At 73.0% G+C, this 20,442-nt stretch carries 22 protein-coding genes; 9 read left to right on the plus strand and 13 right to left on the minus strand.

Annotated features, from left to right (window positions below; all coding sequences use genetic code 11):
• Nucleotides 1–70: 70 nt before the first annotated feature.
• Nucleotides 71–1,723 carry a serine/threonine-protein kinase gene (locus AB0881_RS32840; protein WP_366623266.1) on the minus strand — a complete coding sequence of 551 codons (1,653 nt, stop codon included), beginning with the start codon at nucleotides 1,721–1,723 and terminating at the stop codon, nucleotides 71–73.
• A 442-nt stretch (nucleotides 1,724–2,165) separates the two neighbouring features.
• Between AB0881_RS32840 and AB0881_RS32845 the strand changes: the two genes are divergently transcribed.
• On the plus strand, nucleotides 2,166–2,462 hold the full coding sequence (locus AB0881_RS32845) for a DUF4193 domain-containing protein (protein WP_366623268.1): 297 nt from the start codon (nucleotides 2,166–2,168) through the stop codon (nucleotides 2,460–2,462).
• A 285-nt stretch (nucleotides 2,463–2,747) separates the two neighbouring features.
• Nucleotides 2,748–3,569 (plus strand): hypothetical protein, encoded by an 822-nt coding sequence (locus AB0881_RS32850; RefSeq protein ID WP_366623315.1) that lies wholly within the window; start codon nucleotides 2,748–2,750, stop codon nucleotides 3,567–3,569.
• 54 nt (nucleotides 3,570–3,623) lie between these two features.
• Here AB0881_RS32850 and AB0881_RS32855 read toward each other — a convergent pair whose 3' ends face one another.
• Entirely contained in the window at nucleotides 3,624–3,911 is a 288-nt protein-coding gene (locus AB0881_RS32855) for a DUF4235 domain-containing protein (protein WP_366623270.1), read from the minus strand.
• Between the two features lie 117 nt (nucleotides 3,912–4,028).
• On the opposite strand from AB0881_RS32855, the gene valS reads away from it, so the two are divergent.
• The 3 genes from valS to AB0881_RS32870 all read left to right on the plus strand — a co-directional run bounded on the left by valS (nucleotide 4,029) and on the right by AB0881_RS32870 (nucleotide 8,947).
• Nucleotides 4,029–6,575 (plus strand): valine--tRNA ligase, encoded by a 2,547-nt coding sequence (gene valS, locus AB0881_RS32860; RefSeq protein ID WP_366623272.1) that lies wholly within the window; start codon nucleotides 4,029–4,031, stop codon nucleotides 6,573–6,575.
• Between the two features lie 117 nt (nucleotides 6,576–6,692).
• Entirely contained in the window at nucleotides 6,693–7,883 is a 1,191-nt protein-coding gene (locus tag AB0881_RS32865; protein ID WP_366623274.1) for an acyl-CoA dehydrogenase family protein, read from the plus strand.
• A complete protein-coding gene (locus AB0881_RS32870) occupies nucleotides 7,880–8,947 on the plus strand; it encodes an acyl-CoA dehydrogenase family protein (protein WP_366623276.1) in 1,068 nt (355 codons plus the stop codon). Before AB0881_RS32865 ends, AB0881_RS32870 begins: the two co-directional genes overlap by 4 nt.
• 58 nt (nucleotides 8,948–9,005) lie before the next feature.
• Here the strand turns inward: AB0881_RS32870 and AB0881_RS32875 are convergent, their stop codons facing one another.
• From AB0881_RS32875 to AB0881_RS32915, 9 genes are all read right to left on the minus strand, one after another.
• Nucleotides 9,006–10,289, minus strand: coding sequence for a cytochrome P450 (locus AB0881_RS32875; protein WP_366623278.1), 1,284 nt, complete (start codon nucleotides 10,287–10,289; stop codon nucleotides 9,006–9,008).
• A 248-nt stretch (nucleotides 10,290–10,537) separates the two neighbouring features.
• Nucleotides 10,538–10,951: a PIN domain-containing protein gene (locus AB0881_RS32880; protein ID WP_366623280.1), complete on the minus strand. Its 414-nt coding sequence runs from the start codon at nucleotides 10,949–10,951 to the stop codon at nucleotides 10,538–10,540.
• The gene (locus AB0881_RS32885) at nucleotides 10,948–11,220 is read right to left on the minus strand and encodes a CopG family transcriptional regulator (RefSeq protein ID WP_366623281.1); all 273 of its coding nucleotides are present in this window, start codon (nucleotides 11,218–11,220) and stop codon (nucleotides 10,948–10,950) included. Before AB0881_RS32885 ends, AB0881_RS32880 begins: the two co-directional genes overlap by 4 nt.
• Nucleotides 11,221–11,248: 28 nt before the next feature.
• Nucleotides 11,249–11,806, minus strand: a complete 558-nt coding sequence (locus tag AB0881_RS32890; RefSeq protein WP_366623283.1) for a hypothetical protein — start codon at nucleotides 11,804–11,806, stop codon at nucleotides 11,249–11,251.
• A gap of 18 nt (nucleotides 11,807–11,824) precedes the next feature.
• On the minus strand, nucleotides 11,825–11,995 hold the full coding sequence (locus AB0881_RS32895; protein WP_366623285.1) for a hypothetical protein: 171 nt from the start codon (nucleotides 11,993–11,995) through the stop codon (nucleotides 11,825–11,827).
• Nucleotides 11,983–12,537, minus strand: a complete 555-nt coding sequence (locus AB0881_RS32900) for a hypothetical protein (protein ID WP_366623287.1) — start codon at nucleotides 12,535–12,537, stop codon at nucleotides 11,983–11,985. Before AB0881_RS32900 ends, AB0881_RS32895 begins: the two co-directional genes overlap by 13 nt.
• Nucleotides 12,534–13,001: a hypothetical protein gene (locus AB0881_RS32905; RefSeq protein WP_366623289.1), complete on the minus strand. Its 468-nt coding sequence runs from the start codon at nucleotides 12,999–13,001 to the stop codon at nucleotides 12,534–12,536. Before AB0881_RS32905 ends, AB0881_RS32900 begins: the two co-directional genes overlap by 4 nt.
• Nucleotides 12,998–13,525 (minus strand): MauE/DoxX family redox-associated membrane protein, encoded by a 528-nt coding sequence (locus AB0881_RS32910; RefSeq protein ID WP_366623291.1) that lies wholly within the window; start codon nucleotides 13,523–13,525, stop codon nucleotides 12,998–13,000. The genes AB0881_RS32905 and AB0881_RS32910 overlap by 4 nt, the downstream gene beginning before the upstream one ends.
• Nucleotides 13,522–14,211 carry a hypothetical protein gene (locus tag AB0881_RS32915; RefSeq protein ID WP_366623293.1) on the minus strand — a complete coding sequence of 230 codons (690 nt, stop codon included), beginning with the start codon at nucleotides 14,209–14,211 and terminating at the stop codon, nucleotides 13,522–13,524. The genes AB0881_RS32910 and AB0881_RS32915 overlap by 4 nt, the downstream gene beginning before the upstream one ends.
• A 251-nt stretch (nucleotides 14,212–14,462) precedes the next feature.
• Between AB0881_RS32915 and dut the strand changes: the two genes are divergently transcribed.
• Together dut and AB0881_RS32925 are read left to right on the plus strand one after the other, a co-directional pair.
• Complete coding sequence (gene dut, locus AB0881_RS32920) at nucleotides 14,463–14,939, plus strand: dUTP diphosphatase (RefSeq protein ID WP_366623295.1); 477 nt, start codon at nucleotides 14,463–14,465, stop codon at nucleotides 14,937–14,939.
• Between the two features lie 3 nt (nucleotides 14,940–14,942).
• Nucleotides 14,943–15,785, plus strand: a complete 843-nt coding sequence (locus AB0881_RS32925; RefSeq protein WP_366623297.1) for a DUF3710 domain-containing protein — start codon at nucleotides 14,943–14,945, stop codon at nucleotides 15,783–15,785.
• A gap of 257 nt (nucleotides 15,786–16,042) precedes the next feature.
• Here AB0881_RS32925 and AB0881_RS32930 read toward each other — a convergent pair whose 3' ends face one another.
• Together AB0881_RS32930 and AB0881_RS32935 are read right to left on the minus strand one after the other, a co-directional pair.
• On the minus strand, nucleotides 16,043–16,741 hold the full coding sequence (locus tag AB0881_RS32930; RefSeq protein ID WP_366623299.1) for a PIG-L deacetylase family protein: 699 nt from the start codon (nucleotides 16,739–16,741) through the stop codon (nucleotides 16,043–16,045).
• 19 nt (nucleotides 16,742–16,760) lie between these two features.
• Nucleotides 16,761–18,041, minus strand: coding sequence for an ArsB/NhaD family transporter (locus AB0881_RS32935; RefSeq protein ID WP_366623301.1), 1,281 nt, complete (start codon nucleotides 18,039–18,041; stop codon nucleotides 16,761–16,763).
• A 192-nt stretch (nucleotides 18,042–18,233) separates the two neighbouring features.
• Between AB0881_RS32935 and AB0881_RS32940 the strand changes: the two genes are divergently transcribed.
• Both AB0881_RS32940 and AB0881_RS32945 read left to right on the plus strand, forming a co-directional pair.
• The gene (locus AB0881_RS32940; protein WP_366623303.1) at nucleotides 18,234–19,001 is read left to right on the plus strand and encodes an ABC transporter ATP-binding protein; all 768 of its coding nucleotides are present in this window, start codon (nucleotides 18,234–18,236) and stop codon (nucleotides 18,999–19,001) included.
• Between the two features lie 2 nt (nucleotides 19,002–19,003).
• Nucleotides 19,004–20,359, plus strand: a complete 1,356-nt coding sequence (locus AB0881_RS32945; RefSeq protein ID WP_366623305.1) for an ABC transporter permease — start codon at nucleotides 19,004–19,006, stop codon at nucleotides 20,357–20,359.
• Nucleotides 20,360–20,442: the final 83 nt, after the last annotated feature.

Genomic DNA, 20,442 nt, shown 5'->3' on the forward strand with positions numbered 1-20,442 from the left:
AGATCAACGGTAGCCGGTGATCCGGCGCGCGGGGCGCCGGATCACCGGCCGTGGCCGGTACGGGCCGGGGTCAGCTCTTGCTGACGGTGCCGAACGCGTCGTACGTGGTGTCGGACTGGTTCTCCCGCCACTCCCACCGCATCGAGCTGCTGGTGATGTTCTTGAACGTCACGTAGCCGGCGGCGCACTCGTTCTCCGACTGGCCGGAGTAGGGCGTCTCCTGGTAGACGGCCTCGCCGCTGCTCTCGCCGCCGGAGATCAGCGTCAGCCGCGTCCGGCAGGTCTGCGAGTCGCTGTAGACGTAGCTCGCCGAACCGGACCGGCCCAGCAGGTAGAACGTCGGGCTGAAGGTCGTGCGGCCCGTCCCGGCGCCGGGCTGGTAGCCGGTGCCGCGGTATGTGCCGATGATGCCGCTGGTGATGCCGCTGGTCGCCGGCGGCGAGTAGCGGAACGTCGGCGTCTCGTACGGGTCGACCTCGGGGTCGTCGTCGCCGCCGATCGCCAGCGCGACGATGAGCACCACGACCGCCAGCACCGCGATGACGGCGCAGCCGATCCCGGCGATGAGCGGCCCGCTCGACGAGGACTTCCGGGGGGCCGGCGACCCCGGGGGGTACGGCGGCCGCGGCCCCGGCGGCATGCCCTGCTGCATGGGCATCGGCGGCGGCGTCGACCCCTGCCCCTGGTACATGGGCATCGGCGGCGGGGTGATCGGCTGCGGCGGCGGCGTGCTGGGGCCGTGCGCGCCCTGGTGCATCGGCATCGGGGGCGGCGTGATCGGCTGCGGCGGCGGGGTGTGCTGCGGCATCTGCGGCACCCGCGGCGGCGCCGGCATCTGCGCGGCGATCCGGGTGCCCTGGTTGAGCAGGTCCTCCTGCGCGTTCGGGTTGGCCGGGGCCGCCCCGACGTGGCCGAGCAGGTTCAGCAGCAGCTGGGCGGCCGGCGGGCGCAGGCCCGCGTCCTTGGACAGGCAGCGGCCGATCAGGTCGCGCAGCGGACCGGCCGGCAGCGCCGACAGGTCCGGCTCCTCGTTCAGGATCCGGTTGATGATCACCGGCAGCGTGTCGGCCTCGAACGGCGACTGGCCGGTGCCGGCGAACACCATCGTCGCGCCCCACGCGAAGATGTCGACCGCGGGCGTCAGCGGCGCGCCGGTGAGCTGCTCGGGCGCCAGGTAGCCGGGGGTGCCGACGACCATGCCGGTCGCGGTGACCGCGCTCTCCTGGGAGTTGACCGTGCGGGCGATGCCGAAGTCGACCACCCGCGGCCCGTCCGAGGCCAGCATGACATTGTTCGGCTTGAAGTCGCGGTGGACGATCCCGGCCTCGTGGATCGCGGCGAGCGCGGTCACGGTGCCGATCGCGAGCCGCTCCAGCTCGGCGGCGCCGAGCGGGCCGTTGTGCGCGACCACGTCGTGCAGCGACGGCCCGTCGATGAACTCGCTGACGACGTAGGGCTGGTCGCCCTGGACGTCGGCCTCCAGCACCCGGGCGGTGCAGAACGGCTCGACCTTCTGCGCGGCCGCGACCTCGCGGCCGAAGCGGGCCCGGGCGGCGGGGTCGCCGGCCATCTGGGCGTGCAGCAGCTTGACGGCGACGTACTCGCCGTTCGGCGCCTTCCCCAGGAAGACCGCGCCCTGCCCGCCCGCACCGAGCCTCCCGACGACCTCAAACTGCCCCAGTGCCCGGGGATCGCCTGGCTCCAGCGGAGCGGCATCCGGCATTTCGACCCTCCATTGACCCGCAGTGGTGTTCCCGCGTGATAGTCCAGCGTCAGGCGGGCACGATATCGCGTAACTTCAGACGTTTCACCGCTGCGTCTGGTTCGCCTCGCGCGGCATCGATCTCGGCCGTTGGCCGACCACGGCCCGGTCCGCGCGCGCAAGCCGCGCGGGACCGATATGATCCCCGCCGCCGCGGCTTCCCGCGGCACGCGTTCCGACCCAGATCAACGTCGTGACCTTCGTCCGGATATGTGACATACGGCACATAGGTGGGGATGGTCGCGGGTGATCGGTGTCACCACTGGGGCCCGTCGCGCCTCGTGTGTCGCACGCCACCGCCCGTGACAGAATTTCCCGCCCGGATCGGGCACAAGAACGGTCCCCCGAGCGTTAGATCCGCGCGACGGGGCGCATAAAGCACTGAGGGGGATGGAGATAGAAGATGGCGACCGACTACGACAGCCCACGTAAGACGGACGACGACCTCAACGAGGACAGCCTCCAGGAGCTCCAGGCCCGCCGCGCGGACAAGGCCGCGAGCATCATCGACGAGGACCTGGACGCCGGCGAGGTCGCCGAGCTCCCGGGCGCCGACCTGTCGAACGAGGAGCTGACCTTCCGGGTCGTTCCGCGGCAGGCCGACGAGTTCACCTGCAGCCGCTGCTTCCTGGTGCACCACCGCAGCCAGCTGGCCAGCGAGAAGAACGGCCGGCTCGTCTGCCGCGAATGCGCCGCCTGATCCGGGGTAACCCCGGAGTCTGGCAAAAGTGGCGTAAACGGCAGGGTGCCCCTGAGTAGAGGACGGCATGTCCCGAAAGCGGGATGTCCTTAACGCGGGGGCGTCATCAGGGAGCGGCCGGTGACGGGAGAGACCGAACGCCACGAGGACCGCGACGGCGAACTCGTGGCACGGAACGACGACGCGCCGGCGGAGGGCGAGCCGGCGAGCAACGAACTGGCGAAGAACGGTTCGGCCGGGAACGAACCGATCGAGAACAAGTCGGTCGAGAACGAGTCGGCGGAGATCGTGCCGGCGGGGGACGAGTCGGCGGAGATCGGTGAGCTGATCGGCCGGCTGTCCGCCGCCGAGCGGATGGACGACGACACGCGCGGCCGCCTGCTCGGGCGGCTGTCGCGGCTGCTGGCCCGCAGCGCCCGCCGGGCGGGCGCCGCGGGCGTCGCCCGCGGCCGCTGGCTGGCCGACCTGATGATCGCCGCGGCGCCGCACATCCCCATCCGCGACGCGGCGACGCTCAGCGAGCACCACCACGGCCTCACCGGCGAGGAGCTGGCCGACAACCTCGTCCGGGTGGCCAGCAACGGCACCACCGCGGTCGGCGCCGCCGCCGGCGCGCTGGCCGCAGCGCAGTTCACCGCCCCTCCGCTGCTGCTGACCGCCCCGGCCCAGCTCGCCGCCGAGACCCTGGTGGTCGCCGCGATCGAGACCAAGCTGATCGCCGAACTGCACGAGGTGTACGGGGTGCGGGTGGAGGGCTCGGGCAGCGTCCGCGGTGCCGCCTTCCTGACCGCGTGGGCCCGGCAGCGCGGCATCAACCCGCTGGAGACGGGCTCGTTCACCAGCGCGCTCGGCTCGGCGGCCAAGTCGGCGCTGCGCAAGCGGCTGCTGAAGACGCTGGGCCGCAGCATGAGCACGCTGGGCCCGTTCCTGACGGGCGCGGCGGCGGGCGCGGTGCTCAACCGCACCGCGACCAAGAGCATGGCGGCGGCGGTCCGCAGGGACCTGTCGCCCAGCGCGGACCGGCCGGGCCCGCTGCCGGGCCCGCACCTCCCGATCGAGCCGGGCGCGCGCGGCGGCCGGCAGAAGCGCGGCGGGAGGAAGAAGTAGCGGCCGGCCCCGTGGACCACGGGACCGGCCGCGCGCGCCGCCGTCCGGGGATGCTCAGACCTCGGCCTTGAGGTGCGAGGGGAGTTCGCCCGTGCCCTTGGCCCACTGCCGGGCCGCCGCGCGGGTGGCCAGCAGCCGGGCCACCTCCATGCCGATGCCCATCACCACGACCCAGCCGATCGCCTCCTTGAGCGCGACCTCCGGGGACTCGGGGTTGGTCGGCGGCTCCTTGCCGGTGGTCTTCTTCCAGGCCAGTGAGATCGCCTTCTTGGCGACGAAACCGCCCGCGAAGGCCGCGGCGCCGGCCGTGACCTTCCAGCCGAGGTCGCCTCTGTCCGCCATGATCGTCCTTCCGTCGTCCGTGTGCCCGACGCTACCGGAACCGCCTCCGGCCGATGACCTTCGCCATGCGGCGGTTTATTCGGGTGCGCGGCGCCGCCCTGTCAATAGCATTGACGCATGACAGCACAGCCGCGTACGCCCGACGTTCCTCCCAAGCCCTCCCTGGACGGCCTGGAGGACAAGTGGGTACGCCGCTGGGAGGAAGCGGGCACCTACCGCTTCGACCGCACCCGGCCGCGGGCCGGGGTCTACTCGATCGACACGCCGCCGCCGACGGTCAGCGGCTCCCTGCACGTCGGCCACGTCTTCTCCTACACCCACACCGACACGGTCGCCCGGTTCCAGCGGATGCGCGGGCGCGCCGTCTTCTACCCGATGGGCTGGGACGACAACGGCCTGCCGACCGAGCGCCGCGTCCAGAACCACTTCGGCGTCCGGTGCGAGCCGTCGCTGCCGTACGACCCGGACTTCGAGCCGCCGGCGAAGCCGGACCCCAAGAGGCAGCTCCCGGTCAGCAGGCGCAACTTCATCGAGCTGTGCGAGCGGCTCACCGCGATCGACGAGAAGGCGTTCGAGGAGACCTGGCGCCGGGTCGGCCTCTCGGTCGACTGGAACCTGCTGTACACGACGATCGGCGCGGAGTCGCGGACGGCGTCGCAGCGGGCGTTCCTGCGCAACCTGGCGCGCGGCGAGGCGTACCTCGCGGAGGCGCCGACGCTCTGGGACGTCACGTTCCGCACGGCGGTCGCGCAGGCGGAGCTGGAGGACCGCGAGCAGCCGGGCGCGTTCTACAAGCTCCGCTTCCACGGCGAGGACCGGCCGGTCTACATCGAGACGACCCGGCCCGAGCTGCTGCCCGCGTGCGTCGCGCTCGTCGCGCATCCTGAGGACGAGCGCTACCGGGAGCTGTTCGGCACGACGGTCCGCACGCCGCTGTTCGGCGCCGAGGTCCCCGTCCTGGCGCACCGGCTGGCCGAGCCGGACAAGGGCACTGGCATCGCGATGATCTGCACGTTCGGCGACGTCACCGACGTCACCTGGTGGCGCGAGCTGGACCTGCCGATCCGGGCGGTCATCGGCTGGGACGGCCGGCTGGCCGCCGAGCCGCCGGCCGGGGTCGCCGCCGAACCGTACGCGGAGCTGGCCGGAAAGACGGTCTTCTCGGCCAAGGAGCGGATCACCGAGCTGCTGCGCGAGTCCGGCGACCTGGACGGCGAGCCGCGGAGGATCGTCCGGCCGGTGAAGTTCTACGAGAACGGCAGCAAGCCCCTGGAGGTCGTCACGACCCGCCAGTGGTACATCCGCAACGGCGGGCGCGACCGCGGCCTGCGCGACCGGCTGCTGGCGCGCGGCGGCGAGCTGGCCTGGCACCCGCCGTACATGCGGGCCCGGTACGAGAACTGGGTCGAGGGCCTCAACGGCGACTGGCTGATCTCCCGGCAGCGGTTCTTCGGCGTCCCGATCCCGGTCTGGTACCGGCTGGACGCCGCGGGCGAGCCGCTCTACGACGACCCGATCGTCCCCCAGGAGGCGGCGCTGCCGGTCGACCCGTCGTCGGATCCGGCGCCCGGGTTCACCGAGGACCAGCGGGGCGAGCCGGGCGGTTTCATCGGCGACCCCGACATCATGGACACCTGGGCGACGTCGTCGCTGACGCCGCAGATCGCGGGCGGCTGGGAGCGCGACCCGGACCTGTTCACCCGCGTCTTCCCGTACGACCTGCGCCCGCAGGCGCACGACATCATCCGCACCTGGCTGTTCTCCACGGTCGTTCGCGCGCACCTGGAGCACGACTCGCTGCCGTGGACGGACACCGCGCTGTCGGGCTGGATCCTCGACCCGGACCGCAAGAAGATGTCCAAGTCGAAGGGCAACGTCGTCACGCCGATCGGGCTGCTGAAGGAGTACGGCTCGGACGCGGTCCGCTACTGGTCGGCGAACGGGCGGGCGGGCGCCGACACCGCGTTCGACACCGGCCAGATCAAGGTCGGCCGGCGGCTGGCCATCAAGATCCTGAACGCCTCCAAGTTCGTCCTGGGCCTGGGCGAGGCCGGCACCGGCGAGCCGGCTGCCCAGGTCACCGAGCCGCTGGACCTGTCGATGCTGGCCGCGCTCGGCACCGTCGTGGACGAGGCGACCGCGGCCTTTGAGGGGTACGACCACACCCGCGCGCTGGAGCGCGCCGAGCGCTTCTTCTGGGAGTTCTGCGACGACTACCTGGAGCTGGTCAAGGCCCGCGCGTACGGGGACGGCCCGGAGGCGCTGTCGGCGCGCGCGGCGCTGCGCGCGGCCCTGTCGGTCCTGCTGCGGCTGTTCGCGCCGTTCCTGCCGTTCGTGACCGAGGAGGTCTGGTCCTGGTGGCGGGACGGCTCGGTCCACCTGGCGTCCTGGCCGGAGGCGGGGGAGCTGCCCGCGGGCGGCGATCCGGGCGTCCTGGCGGCCACCGCCGAGGCGCTGCGCCAGGTCCGCAAGGCGAAGTCGGAGGCCAGGGCGTCGATGCGCGCGGACGTCGCGCACGCCGCCGTCCGGGGCGCGGCCACCGCGCGCATCGCGCGGGCCGACCTGGCCGCCGCCGGGCGCATCGCGGACCTGTCGCTAGAGGAGGCGCCGGGCGCGGCGGAGGGGGAGGAAGGGCTCATGGTCACGGTCAGCCTGGCCGGCTGAGCGCCCGTCCCGTGCTCCCACCCGCCCGGCCGCCGGGCGGGAGACCGAATGACATTCGGGTCAGTGCGCGCTAGCGTAAGCGGACCCTGACACCGTCGTCTTCGGAGGAGCCGCCCCGTGACGGATCTGGACGAGTACGGGCGCCGTGCCCGCGCCTGGCTCGACGCCAACGCGAGCGATCTGCCCCGCGACCCCGACCTCGCGACCTGCCGTGCCTTCATGGCAGAGCTCTACGACGCCGGGTACTCCGGCATCACCTGGCCGTCGGAGTACGGCGGGCAGGGCCTGAGCGCGGCCGAGGAGCGCGCGTTCCAGCAGGCCTCGCGCGACCACCGGCTGCCGGTCGGGCCGTTCGGGATCGGCCTGGGCATGTGCGGGCCCACGCTGCTGTCGATCGGCACCGAGGAGCACAAGAAGCGCTACATCAGGCCGCTGCTGCGCGGCGAGGAGATCTGGTGCCAGATGTTCTCCGAGCCGGGCGCCGGCTCGGACGTGGCATCACTGCAGACCCGCGCCGTCCTGGACGGCGACGCCTGGGTGGTCAACGGGCAGAAGGTCTGGACGTCGGTCGCCCGGCAGGCCGACTACGGCCTGCTCATCGCCCGCACCGACCCGGACGCGGTGAAGCACCAGGGCATCACGATGTTCATCATCGACATGCACGACCCGGGCGTCACCGTCCGGCCGCTGCGCGACATGAGCGGCGACTCGCACTTCAACGAGATCTTCTTCGACGACGTGCGGGTCGCCCCCGACCAGGTCGTCGGCGAGGTGAACGGCGGCTGGTCGGCCGCCGTCACCACGCTGCTGCACGAGCGCGTCTCGATCGGCATGGGCGCGACCCGGACCGAGCGGGCCGCCTCGTTCGGCAACATGGCCGCCGCGGCGCGCGAGCGCGGGCTGCTGGAGGACCCGGCGGTACGCGAGCAGCTCATCGACCTCTACCTCCAGGAGCGCGCGTTCGACCTGTTCAACGCCCGGCTCAGCCAGGAGGTCAAGGCCGGGATCCAGCCGGGCGCGCGCGGCTCGATCGCCAAGCTGCTGCTCGCCGAGCTGACCCTGGCCAGCTCGGACGTGGCCAGCGAGATCCTCGGCGCCGACGCCGTCGCCTACGAGGAGGGCGGCGGCACGATCGCGCGGGCGCTGGCGTTCGCGCCCGGCATGGCGCTGGGCGGCGGCACCAACGAGATCATGCGCAACATCATCGGCGACCGGGTGCTCGGCCTGCCGCGCGAGCCGCAGGTGGACCGCGGCGTCCCGTTCCGCGAGCTCAAGGTCGGCACCCAGGCGAAGGAGGCGGGCAAGTGAAGCTGATCCTCACCGACGACCAGCGGGAACTGGCGGGCTCGGTCCGGTCCTTCCTCGCGGACGTGGCGCCGATGGCGCGGGTCCGTGAGGTCGCCGAGTCGGACGAGCCGTACGACGCCCGCCTCTGGGAGCGGATGTGCGGCGAGCTGGGCCTGGCCGGGCTCGCCGTCCCCGAGGAGTACGGGGGCGCGGGTGCCGGGCACGCCGAGGTCGCGGCCGTGCAGGAGGAGCTGGGCGCGGCGCTGACCCCGTCGCCGTTCCTCGCGTCCGCGGTGCTGGCGGCGAACGTCCTGCTGGAGGCTGCCGACGAGGAGGCCGCCAAGGCGTACCTGCCGGGGATCGCGGCCGGCACCACGGTCGCCGCGGTCAGCGTGCCGGGCGACGGCCCCGCCCCGGCGGTCCGTGCCGGCGACCGGCTCGACGGCACCCTCCCGCACGTGGTGAACGGCGCGGACGCCGACCTGGTCCTGCTGGTGGCCGACGGCGGGCTGTTCGCGGTCGAGTCCGGCGCCGAGGGGCTGGCCCGCACGCCGCTGACCGTCCTCGACCTGACCCGGCCGCAGGCCCGGCTGTCGCTCGACGGGACCCCGGCCCGCCGCATTGGCTCGGGCGAGGGCGTGCAGCGGGCGCTGGAGCTGGCCGCGGTGGCGCTGGCCGCCGAGCAGCTCGGCGGGCTGCGGCACTGCCTGGACGCGATGGTCGAGTACGCCAAGCTGCGGGTGCAGTTCGGCCGGTACGTCGGATCGTTCCAGGGCGTCAAGCACAAGCTGGCCGACATGCACTGCACGCTGGAGCAGGCCGAGTCGGTCGTGCGGTACGCAGCGTGGGCGGCCGACGAGAGCGCCGAGGAGCTGCCCGTCGCGGCGGCGCTTGCGCAGTCGTACATGGGGCGCGCCTACTTCCAGGTCGCCAAGGACAGCCTGCTGCTGCACGGCGGCATCGGCTTCACCTGGGAGCACGACGCGCACCTGTACTACAAGCGCGCCAAGAGCTCCCAGCTGCTGCTGGGCTCGCCGCGCCACCACCGCGCGCACCTGGCCGAATCCCTGGGCCTGCTGGCCTGACGCGGCGCTCACCGGGAGCCCCCGGCGGCACCCGCCGCCGGGGGCTCCCCTTCGGCGCTCAGTACTCGAACGGCAGGTGCTTGATGCCGTTGATGAAGTTGGAGAACAGCCGCTCCGGCCGGCCCGCCGCGCGGATCTCCGGGACCCGCGTGAACAGCTCCCGGAACATCACGGTGATCTCCCGCCGCGCCAGGTTGGCGCCCAGGCAGTAGTGCGGCCCCGGCCCGCCGAACCCGACGTGCGGGTTGGGCGAGCGCGTGATGTCGAACGTGTCTGGGTCCTCGAACACCGACGCGTCGCGGTTGGCCGAGTTGTAGAAGAGCAGTACCTTGTTGCCCGGCCGGTAGAGCTGGCCGTTCATCTCGTACTCGCGGGTCACCGTGCGGCGGAACTGGATCACCGGCGTCGCCATCCGGACGATCTCCTCCACCGCCCCGCCGATCCGGCCCTCGAAGTCCTCCATCAGCAGCGCCCGCTGCTCCGGGTCGTCGGTGAGCAGCTTCAGCCCGTGCGACATCGCGTTGCGGGTGGTCTCGTTCCCGGCCACGACCAGCAGGATGAAGAACGAGCCGATCTCCTGGTCGGTCAGCGACTCGCCGTCCACGTTCGCGTGGACCAGCGCGGACACCAGGTCGTCCCCCGGGTCCCGGCGGCGCCGCCGGGCGAGCTTCATCGCCAGGTGGTTCAGCTCGTACCCGGCGGCCATCACGGCGGTGAGGCCGTACAGGACGCCCGCGCGGGTGATGCCCCGCTCGTAGGTCCGGCCGCCGCTGTACTCGGGGTCGCCCAGGCCGAGGATGATGTTCGTCCGCTCGTACACCATCGGCCGGAGCCGCTCGGGGATGCCCATCATGTCGCAGATGACCTGGACGGGCAGCCGGGCGGCCACGTCGGTGACGAAGTCGCCCGGCCCGTCCAGGTCGTCCACGATCCGGGTCGCGGTCGCCTGCAGGTCGCTCTCCAGCTTGGCCAGCACCCGCGGGGTGAACGCGCGGGACACGATCCGCCGGATCTTGGCGTGCCGCGGATCGTCCATGTTGATCATCGACCCGAAGTACCGCGCCAGGTACCGGGGCAGGTCGGCGATGCTGTTGGAGCACGGCTCGCTGCTGAACACCTCGGGGTTGCGGCTGGCCTCGACCACGTCGGCGTGCCGGACCAGCGCGTAGTAGCCCGGTCCGTGCTTGATGAACGGCAGTTTCAGCTCGGGGAAGAACGCCGGCCGGTCCCGTTCCCGCAGCAGCGCGAAGCCGCGCTCTCGCTCGCGCCGGGGCAGCGCCCAGAACTCCAGGTTCGAGAGGTCCGCCTCGCCGGGTGCCGTGTGCCGCAGGTTGGTCGCCATGCCGCTCCCTCCGCGTCCGAACATGGTTCGGTTTCCATCGAAACCGCCCCCGCCGGGCCGCGTCAAGCGGCCGCGACGATCCGCCGGTGCAGGACGGCGCGTTCCGCGGCCGTCCAGGCCCCCGAGACCAGCAGGTAGAGCCCCGCCGCCAGCGGAACGAACGCCGCGACGACCACCACGCCACCAGCAACGTGTGCGCGAGCAGCGGATTCTGGTGCCCGGCCAAGTCGGCGGCAACCGGCGAGGGCTTAAACCTTCACCACGGCGATGTGTTCTGAGCACAGCCTCGTGAGATCGCCTGGGTCGGAGGTCAAGACCACGACCGGTGGGGGTGCTGCGTGCGCGGTGGCGGCCACCATGGCATCGATGGCGCACTTACGCCCGTGGAGTCCGGCTTGATGGAGTAGTCGTATGGCATCGCGGGAGATCGACTCAGTGACCGGGGCGATGTTCACCCGAGAGAGCGTCCACTCCAGGGCTGTCATCTTGATTCGTGGGTGAACCACTTCGATCAGAGTGGCGGCGCTGGTGACGACTCGTGCGTTTTCTTCGCGTGCCGTTGCCAGCCATTCGTTCACGGTGGTGTCACGCAGAACCGCCTTGGCCAATCCTTCGCTGTCGAGGACGAGCGTGCCGTTGGACGTGGCCGGCGCCAGGCTCACGCAATCCGCCTGTCCTGCCGGGGCTGCGCATTCTGCCCGGCTCGCGCTCGGGTGAACACCGCTCGCTTCTCCTCGACGGCGGCCGGGTCGACAGGGCCGTTCTCGGCTTCCCCGGCTGCGATGAGTTCGTCGAGCTTGTCTCGTTCGAGTTGACGTGCGACCGCCGCACTCACGTAGGCCGAGAACCCGGAGGGGCCGCTTCGCTCCCGCGCCGCTTCGGCGATATCTCGTGGCATGGTGATCGAATACTTGCCGGTAGGTTCGCTCATGCTTCTCATCCTACCAAGGCTGCTACCACTAGAGGGTGAAAAGGAGGGCCAGGGCGAGGGGAGTCGTCAGGGCGGCGGTCCTGGTGATCCAGGGGAGGCGGAGCGCGACGGCGGTGTCGCGGTGGGGGTCCTTGGCGGCGTAGGTGAGGGCGGCGCTGAGGGCTCGGCCGAGGCCGAAGGCGGCGCCGGCCAGGAGGGTCGGGAGGAGGGGCTGGCGGCTGAGCAGGAGGCCCAGGCCCAGGACGTACGGGGCGCTCGCGGAGACGTACGTGCGGACGCCCGTTCCCAGCTCGAAGCCGAACTGGAGGGAGCCCCGGCGCATGCGGAACTGGAGGACCTCCTGGGGGATCTGGCGGGCGTTCTGCGGCAGCGGGATGGGCGCCAGGCCGAACTCGCGGGCCGCGCCCAGTACGGCGACGGCCAGGATCGCCGCCGTGCGCGCGGGCGCGGGGACCGGCGCGGTGAGGCCGGACAGCAGCCAGACGGCCGCCGCGCTCAGGGTGCCCCCGAGCAGGAGCCCGAGGGTGAAGACGGCCAGGACCTCGCCCTGCCGTACGTGGGCCCGCCAACCTGGCGAGAACAGCACCGACTCGCTGTTGCGCGTTCAAACGGAGCCGGAGAGCGAGAAGCCCGCCAGCGCGCCGATCGAGGCCCAGCACAGGACGGCCGCGTCCAGCGCGCCGGCGGCCACCGCGAGGAGCGCGAGGGCCGCGACGGGCAGGAGCGGCTCGGTGAGGCCCCGGCGCAGCCGCCCGGCCGCCGCTAGTTGCGGCACGAGGTGGCCTTGCGGCAGATGGTCTTGTACCAGTTGCCCTTCGAGGACTTCTTCCAGCCGTCGTGGCAGCGCCAGGTGACGCCCTTCTTGCAGCTGCCGCAGCTCTTGGAGTACGACCAGAGCCAGCCGTCCCAGCCGCTGCCGTAGCACTGGCCGGGCCGCAGCTTGTACCGGCCCGGGTCCGAGACGCCGGACTTGTGGAAGCCCTTGTACTTGCCGCTCGTCCGGCAGCAGACCGAGCAGACCAGGCTGGGCCCGCAGCCGGGGGAGCAGTTGTGGTTGGCGGCGTACGAGGGGCAGCGCCCGTAGATGTCGTAGTAGCCGCGCATGCTGTACCCGGCCGCGATGGCCTTGCGGGCGGGCGGGAAGACGCCGAGCGCGTTCAGGCCGGCGGCGGCCCCGGCGGCGGCGATCCCGGACAGCACGCTGCGGCGGGCCACGCGGGCGCGCGGCGCCTCCTCGGGGGTGCGGCGGCGGCGGACGCGCTCGGCGCCGGCCGGGCGGGGGCCGCGCAGCGGCGGCACGTCGTCGAGCTCGATCATCGCGTTCCCTCCAGATCCACCCTGGGGTCCGTCAGCTCGCGCAGGGCCTCCGGCGAGCCCACCGGCTCGGCCGCGCGGACCCGGCCGCCCGCGTCCACGATCACGGCGAACGGGGTCGCGGGCACCCGGTAGTCGGCGAACAGCCCGTCCGCCTCGTGGGCCAGCGCCCCCGCGGGGGCGCCGTCGGGCGCCGGGCCGGAGAAGACCGCCGTGACCGGGCCCTCGACCGCCTCCAGGACCTCCGCGCACACGCCGCAGTCGCGGTCGAGGAACAGCAGCAGCCCGGGGCCGAGGCGGTCGAACGCGGGCGCGCGCGAGCCGGGCGGCGGGCCGAGCGCCCGGGGCCGCGCCCCGGCGGCCCCCTGGCCGAGCGCGTGCACCTGCCGGACGAGCCCGGCGACGACCAGGGACAGCAGCAGGATCGCGGCCCACGACAGCAGGAGCGCGCTGGTCTGGAAGCTCATCCCGCGGTTCTCCCCTCGATCGGTTCGTTCATGGCCCGCGGGAGCGTCCACAGGAGGACGCCGAAGGCGAGCCCCGCGAGCACGGTCACCGCGGTGCCCTCGCCCGGCGGGGGCCAGGCGGCGCCGGCGGCGGCGAGGAGGGCGAGGGCGGCGGCGCGCGCGGCGACCCAGACCGTCATCGGGATGGCCAGGTCCCCGGCGCAGCCGCAGGGGGCGGCCGGACGGGTCCGCGCGACGCGCAGGGCGTACCCGGCGTACAGGGCCAGCAGCGCGGCGGCCAGGCCCAGCGCCGGGCGCAGGACGGCGTCCCGGCCGAGCAGCAGGCCGGCCAGGGCGGCGAGGCCGAGGAGCGCCTCGGCCGCCACCGCGAGGACGGCCGCCGGGGCGGCCAGCGGCGGCGGCAGCGTGCGCTGGGCGCGCAGGGCGGCGCGCAGGAGGCCGGGGCGGCGCAGATGGCCGGCGAGGGAGACCAGCAGGACCAGCGGTACGGCCACCGCGCCGGTGCCCGCCAGCAGGCCGGTCACCGGACCGCCTCGACCGCCAGCCCGGCGAGGCGCCCCGGGACCTCGCGCACCCGCTCCTCGTCCGGCAGCACGGTCACCAGCAGCGCCCGCGTGGCGAGCAGGAAGTACGGGCCCTGCCCCTCGACGGTGTCCTGGAACAGCTCGCCGTCGCCGACGCGGGCGCCGCGCCAGGGCGGCAGCCGCCGGCGGGTCCGCGCGGTCAGCGGGGTGATCTCCAGCAGGCCCAGCTCGGGGATCTCCTTGACCAGCTCGGCGGGGTCGGGACGGGCGGCGCGGCCGCGCGGCTCGGCGGTGACGCCGTCGTCGTGCTCGCGCAGCTTCAGCGTGTTGAAGAACTCGATCGCGTCGGCCGGGACCCCGTGGTAGAGGTGCGTGAACACCGCGTGCCGGCGTCCCTCCCAGACCGCGGCGAGCACTGGGTCGGCGACCCGGGTCTCGGCGTCGCGGGCGCCGGTGCGGCCCAGCCGCAGCCGCCCGCCCTGGAGCCGGTACTCCTGGTGGAAGCGTGCGACCCCGATGTCCTCCGCCCACGCGCGGGCGTCCTCCCGGGTGCCGCTGGAGATCTCGTGCAGCCGGCCGCGGTCGGCGATCCGGGCGACCGAGGTGGTGGGACGGCCGAGCTCGTACGGGCCGCGGAGCCGCACGCGCGTGCCGTCCAGGGACCGATGGGTGACGTCTCGCAGCAATTCGGACCCCTCCGTACGAAAAGTACGGTTAGTGACTTCATTGACGCTACGCGCCTGCGGGCTCACATGGGATGGGCGTGCCGGAAGTGGTCACCCTCCCGGGCCGGGCGGCGTCCCTCCAGTAGATCATGAAAACCGGGCCGTACCCTGCAGGGACGCGCCCGGGAGCCGGGCGGGGCGGCGGCGGGCCCGTCCCCCGGTAGGGTCGGGTCGGCCCGCGCCCATCGCATCCCTACCGTGAGGTGAAATCCGTGACGAACAAGGTCGACGTGCTCATCCGCCGGCTCGACCCGGAGCTGCCGCTCCCGTCGTACGCCCACGCGGGCGACGCGGGCGCCGACCTGTTCGCCGCCGTGGACGTCGAGCTGCCGCCCGGGGAGCGCGCGCTGGTCCCCACCGGGGTCTCGATCGCGCTGCCGGACGGGTACGCCGCCTTCGTTCACCCGCGCTCGGGTTTGGGCGCTAGGTTTGGGGTGACCATCGTCAACGCACCCGGTACGGTCGATGCCGGTTACCGGGGTGAGATCAAGGTGACCCTGCTGAACACCGACCCCCGCGCCACCGTACGGCTGCGGCGCGGCGACCGGATCGCCCAGCTGGTGGTGCAGCGGGTGGAGCACGCGGTCTTCCACGAGGTCTCCGAGCTTCCGGGTGCGGCGCGCGGCACCGCCGGATTCGGTTCCACGGGCGGATTCGCGGATAATGGGTTGAGCGAAGAAGGAGCGTGAGTCGTGGCTTTTGGACGTCGCCGTCAGGCCGAGGAGCCCGCTAAGGAGCCCGCGAACGAGCCACAGACGGCCGGCGAGGAGACCGGGGCCGACGCCCCGGCCGCGGACGGCGAGGCTCCGGAGAAGGCCGAGGCGCCCGCCGCGGGCGGCCCCTGGGACTCGGAGGACGAGCACCCCGAGCTGCAGCGGCTCGACTTCGGGTCGCTCCAGGTGCCGGTCGCGCCCGGGCTGGGCTTCCAGGTCAACTTCGAGGCCACCCAGGTGGACGACGAGGGCAACCCGCTGGACGGCCGGCCCGTCGCGGTGCTGGTGCAGTACGAGGAGAGCGCCATGCAGCTGCAGGCGTTCGCCGCGCCGAAGCGGTCGGGCATCTGGGACGACATCCGGCGGGACACCGCGAACGACATCCAGGAGGACGCCGGCGGCCAGACCCAGGAGCACGAGGGCCCGTTCGGCCCCGAGCTGCTGGCCATGGTCCCCGCGGCGCTCACCGAGGAGGTCCTCGCCGAGATGCCGCAGGAGATGCGCGAGCAGATCCCGGCGGAGTTCATCGAGCAGGGCTGGGCGCCGCAGGTGATCCGCTTCATCGGGGTGGACGGCCCGCGCTGGTTCCTCCAGGCGGTCGTGCAGGGCGCCGCGATCGAGGACGAGGAGCAGTGGCAGGTCCTGGAGGACGTGTTCCGCAACGTCGTCGTCGTCCGGGGCGAGTCGCCGATGCCGCCGCGGGAGCTGCTCGAGCTGCAGATCCCCAAGGAGTTCAGCGAGGCCGCCGAGGACGGCGAGGAGGAGAACGTCGAGACCTTCGACCCCTTCGAGCGCGGCCCCGAGATCACCGAGGTGCGCTGAGCGCGCGTCCAGGCCGAGAGCGGCCTGAGAGTTCGGCCTGAGAGCCCGCCGGGACGCCGTCCCGGCGGGCTCTGCCGCGTTGAGCGCCTTCCGGCGGCCCTCCGCCGCCCTTCCAATGCGGATTGGGCCTTGCCGAACGCGGTTCGCGGGTGGTGAATGCAGGCATGTCGAAGAAGACCCGCAAGCGCCGTGCCCGCAAGCGCCGCAAGGCCAACGGCGGCAAGCGGCCCTGCGCCCGCCGGTAGCCGCCGGCGCCTCTACTGGACCATCTCGAACGGCATCGCGTGCGTGACGCCGACCTCCCTGCCGGCGGGCTCGACCATGCCGGTCAGGAACTCGCGCGGGTCGAAGTCGGAGCCCAGGCCCGCGAAGTAGACCTTGTGCGCCTGGAGGGAGGCGACGCCGGCGTCCAGGTGGCCGGTCACGTCGACGTAGTGCGTGGCCTCGGGCGAGCCGCCGAACAGCGCGAACCGCACGCCCTGCCAGGGCTCCATGTCCAGGTCCCGGAAGACCCAGCGGTTGGCGGCGTCCCTGATCGCGTCCACGACGGCCAGGCCGAGCACCCGGTGGTCGGCCATGTTGAAGAACCCGCCGGGGAAGGTGTCCCGGAAGTTCACCGAGACCACGACCTCGGGGCGGTGCCGCCGGATGGCCTCGGCGAGCGTGCGGCGCAGCGGCAGCCCGTACTCCAGCATCCCGTCGGGCAGGTCCAGGAACTCCACGGTCTCCACGCCGACCGCGCGGGCCGCCTCGACCTGCTCCACGCTGCGGACGCGGGCGGCCTCCTCCGGGTCCATCCCGTCGATGCCGGCCTCGCCGCGGGTGGCCAGCACCTCGACCACCGTCTTGCCCTGCGAGGTCCATTTCGCGACGGCGGTCGAGCCGCCGTACTCCAGGTCGTCGGGGTGCGCCACGATCGCCAGCGCCCGCGTCCAGTCCTCCGGTACCGGTTCCATCCCCCGATTCTGGCCGATCTCAGGCCAGATAGCGGAACCACAGGTACGGCGTGGCGAGCAGGATGCTGATGAAAGTGACGATCAGACCATACTTCGTAAAGGTCCAGAAGCTGATCGGTGTGCCGTTCCGGGCGGCGATGCCCAGGACGACCACGTTCGCGCTGGCGCCGATCGCCGTGGCGTTGCCGCCGAGGTCGGCGCCCAGGGCCAGCGCCCACCAGAGCACCTGGCCGTCCGGGCCGTGCCCGTGGACGAGCGTCTCGACGATCGGGCTCATCGTCGCGACGTAGGGGATGTTGTCCACGATCGCCGACAGCCCCGCCGATCCCCACAGCAGCGTCATCGCCGCCAGTGCCAGCCGTCCCTCGGTGGCCTCGGTCGCGGCCTTGGAGACCGACTCGATCACGCCCGTCTCGACCAGGCTGCCGACCATGACGAACAGGCCCGCGAAGAACACCAGCGTGGGCCACTCCACCTCGCGCAGCGCGTCCTCGGTGGTCACCTTGGTCGCGGCCACCAGCAGCCCGGCGCCGAGCAGCGCGACCACCGACGGCTCGTAGTGCAGGACGGGGTGCAGCACGAACGCGGCGATCACGATCCCGAGCACCACCAGGCCCTGGACCAGCAGCCGCCGGTCGGTGATCGCCTCCCGCTCCTCCAGCGACATCACCTCGGCCGCGCGCTCCGGGTCGTACCGGAACGCCTTCCGGAACAGCACCCGGCACAGCAGGCAGAAGACCGCCATCATCAGCACCACGAACGGCGCAAGGTGGACGAGGAAGTCGTTGAACGACAGGTCGCCGCGGCTGGCGATGATGATGTTGGGCGGATCGCCGACCAGGGTGGCGGTGCCGCCGATGTTGGACGCCATCACCTCGGCGATCAGGTACGGGACGACGTTCAGCGCGAGCCGCTCGCACACCAGGAACGTGACCGGCGCGATCAGCAGCACGGTCGTGACGTTGTCCAGCAGCGCCGACGCGGCCGCGGTGATGAGCACCAGCATGACCATGAGCCGGTACGGCCGGCCGCGGGCCCGTTTCGCCGCCCAGATCGCCACGTACTCGAAGACCCCGGTCTGCCGCAGCACCGAGACGATCACCATCATGCCGAGCAGCAGGAAGATGACGTTCCAGTCGACGCCGCTCCGCTCGGAGAAGAACGCCGCGTGCGCGTCGGTGATGTGCAGCAGGAGCATCAGCGCCGCGCCGCCGAGCGCGACCTTGGTGCGGTCGATCTTCTCCGTGGCGATCAGAACGTAGGCGATGACGAAGACCGCGATCGCGATGGTGGCCTGCACGGTGACCGACCTTAACGCCTCGTCACCGTGCGAGATCAACGCAGGGGGCAGCAGTGCCGTGCCGTGCGGCGCGGTCCGATGGTGGGGTTTTGCCTACCCCGTTCGGCGGTGCAGGCCCATGTTCCGGGCCTCGGGCCGTCCATAGCGTCTCTATCGGACGCAGGAAGGGCGGTCTCGATGGGAGGCAGGGCGATGGTGGGTAGTGAGGCGCTCCGGCTGGAGGACGTGCGGAAGGTCTACGGCGCGGAGGGCAACCGGGTGACGGCGCTGGACGGCGTGTCGCTGTCGCTGCCGGCGGGCTCGTTCACCGCGGTGATGGGGCCGTCCGGTTCGGGCAAGAGCACGCTGCTCCAGTGCGCGGCGGGGCTGGACCGGCCGACCGGGGGCCGGGTGTTCGTGGCCGGCGCCGAGCTGGCCGCGGGCGGCGGCGAGGCGGCGCTGACGAAGTTCCGGCGCAAGCGGATCGGGTTCGTGTTCCAGCAGTTCAACCTGCTGCCGGCGCTGACGGTCCTGCAGAACGTGACGCTGCCGCTCAAGCTGGCCGGCCGGAAGGCCGACAAGCGGCGGGCCGCGGAGATCCTCGGGCGGGTGGGGCTGGGCGACCGGCTCGGCCACCTGCCCGCGGAGCTGTCGGGCGGCCAGCAGCAGCGCGTCGCGATCGCCCGCGCGCTGGTGACCGAGCCGGAGGTGCTGTTCGGGGACGAGCCGACCGGCGCGCTGGACACCCGGAGCGCGCGCGAGGTGCTCGGGCTGCTCCAGGAGGCGGTGCGGATGTACGGGCGGACCGTGGTGATGGTGACGCACGACCCGGTCGCCGCCTCGTACGCCGACGGCGTGCTGTTCCTGGCCGACGGCCGGCTGGTGGGGTCGCTGACCGCGCCGACCGCCGAGGCGGTGGCGGAGCGGATGACGCACCTGGCCGACGAGGTCGAGCGGCAGCGCGCGCTGGCGGGGGTGTGACGATGTTCGCTCTGGCTCTGCGCTCGCTGCGGAAGCGGGCCGGCGGGTTCGCCGCCAGTTTCACGGCGCTGTTCCTCGGCGCGGCGATCGTGATGGCGTTCGCCTCGATGCTGGACACCTCGATCCGGGGGAACGCCTCGGGCGCCGCCGCCGAGACGTTGACGATCATGGCGGCGGTGGTGGGGAGCTGGGGCCTGGTCCTGGTGGTCCTGGCGGTCTCCTCCACGCTGGCGCTGTCGGTGCGGCAGCGCGCCGAGGAGATGGCGCTGCTGAAGAGCATCGGCGCGACCCCGGCGCAGCTCGGCCGGATGGTGGTGGGCGAGGCGGCCGTGCTGGCGGTGGCGGCGTGGGCGCTGGGGATCGTTCCGGGGCTGCTGGGCGGGCGGGCGCTGCTGGCGATGCTGCACGACACCGGCCAGGTGCCCGAGAGCATCGGGTACGCGTTCGGGCCGGTCGCGCCGGCGATGGGCCTGGGCGTCACGCTGGTGTCGGCGGTCGCCGCCGCGATGCTGGCGGTGCGCCGGACGGCGCGGGCGCGGGTGGCGGAGTCCCTGGCGGACGCGGCGATCGGCGAGACGCGGCTCGGCTGGAAGCGGACCGCGGGCGGGATCGTGTTCCTGCTGCTGGGGCTGGACCTCGCGGTCATCACCTCGACCGTGCTGCGGAACGAGGGCGACGCGGCCATGGCCACCGCCGGGCAGGCCGACATCTGCGCCGCGCTGGGGCTGGCGCTGCTGGCCCCGTGGCTGATCCGGCGGATCGCCGGCGCGCTGGCCGGCCCGCTGCGGCTGCTGGGCGTGGCCGGGGACCTGGCGGTGAGCACGCTGCGCCGGCGGACCGGGCAGATGGCCGCGGTGGTGATGCCGATCATCCTGTTCAGCGGTATCGCGGCCGGCACGATCTACCTCCAGGAGATCGAACGCGACGCCATCCGCGCCGCGGGGCTGCTCAGCACGGTCGAGCAGAAGAACATCGCCACGCTGAACTTCGTGGTCATCGGGATGATCCTCGTCTTCACCGCGGTGATGCTGGTGAACACGCTGCTGGCGGCGACCGCGCACCGGCGCCGGGAGTTCGGGCAGGCGCGGCTGGCCGGTGCCACGCCCGGGCAGGTGCTCGGCGCGGTGGCGCTGGAAAGCGTGCTGCTGACCGTGATCGGGCTGGTGTGCGGGGCGTTCGCGGCGGCGTTCACGGTGGTCCCGTTCGGGATCGCGCGGGCGGGCACGGCGCTGCCGGACCTGGGCCCGCTGACGATGGCCGGGGTCGCGGCGGTGGCCGCGGCGCTGACGATGGCGACGGCGCTGGGCGCGGCGCGGCGCGCGGTGCGGGTCCCGGCCGTCGAGGCCGTCGCCGTGTGAGGGAGCCGCGTCGCGGGCCGGAGAGCACGTCCTGCGGAACGGGGCGGCCGCCATGGTGCGGCCGTCCCGTTCCCGCGTTCGCG

The organism is Spirillospora sp. NPDC029432, assembly GCF_040703975.1.
Taxonomy (GTDB): domain Bacteria; phylum Actinomycetota; class Actinomycetes; order Streptosporangiales; family Streptosporangiaceae; genus Spirillospora.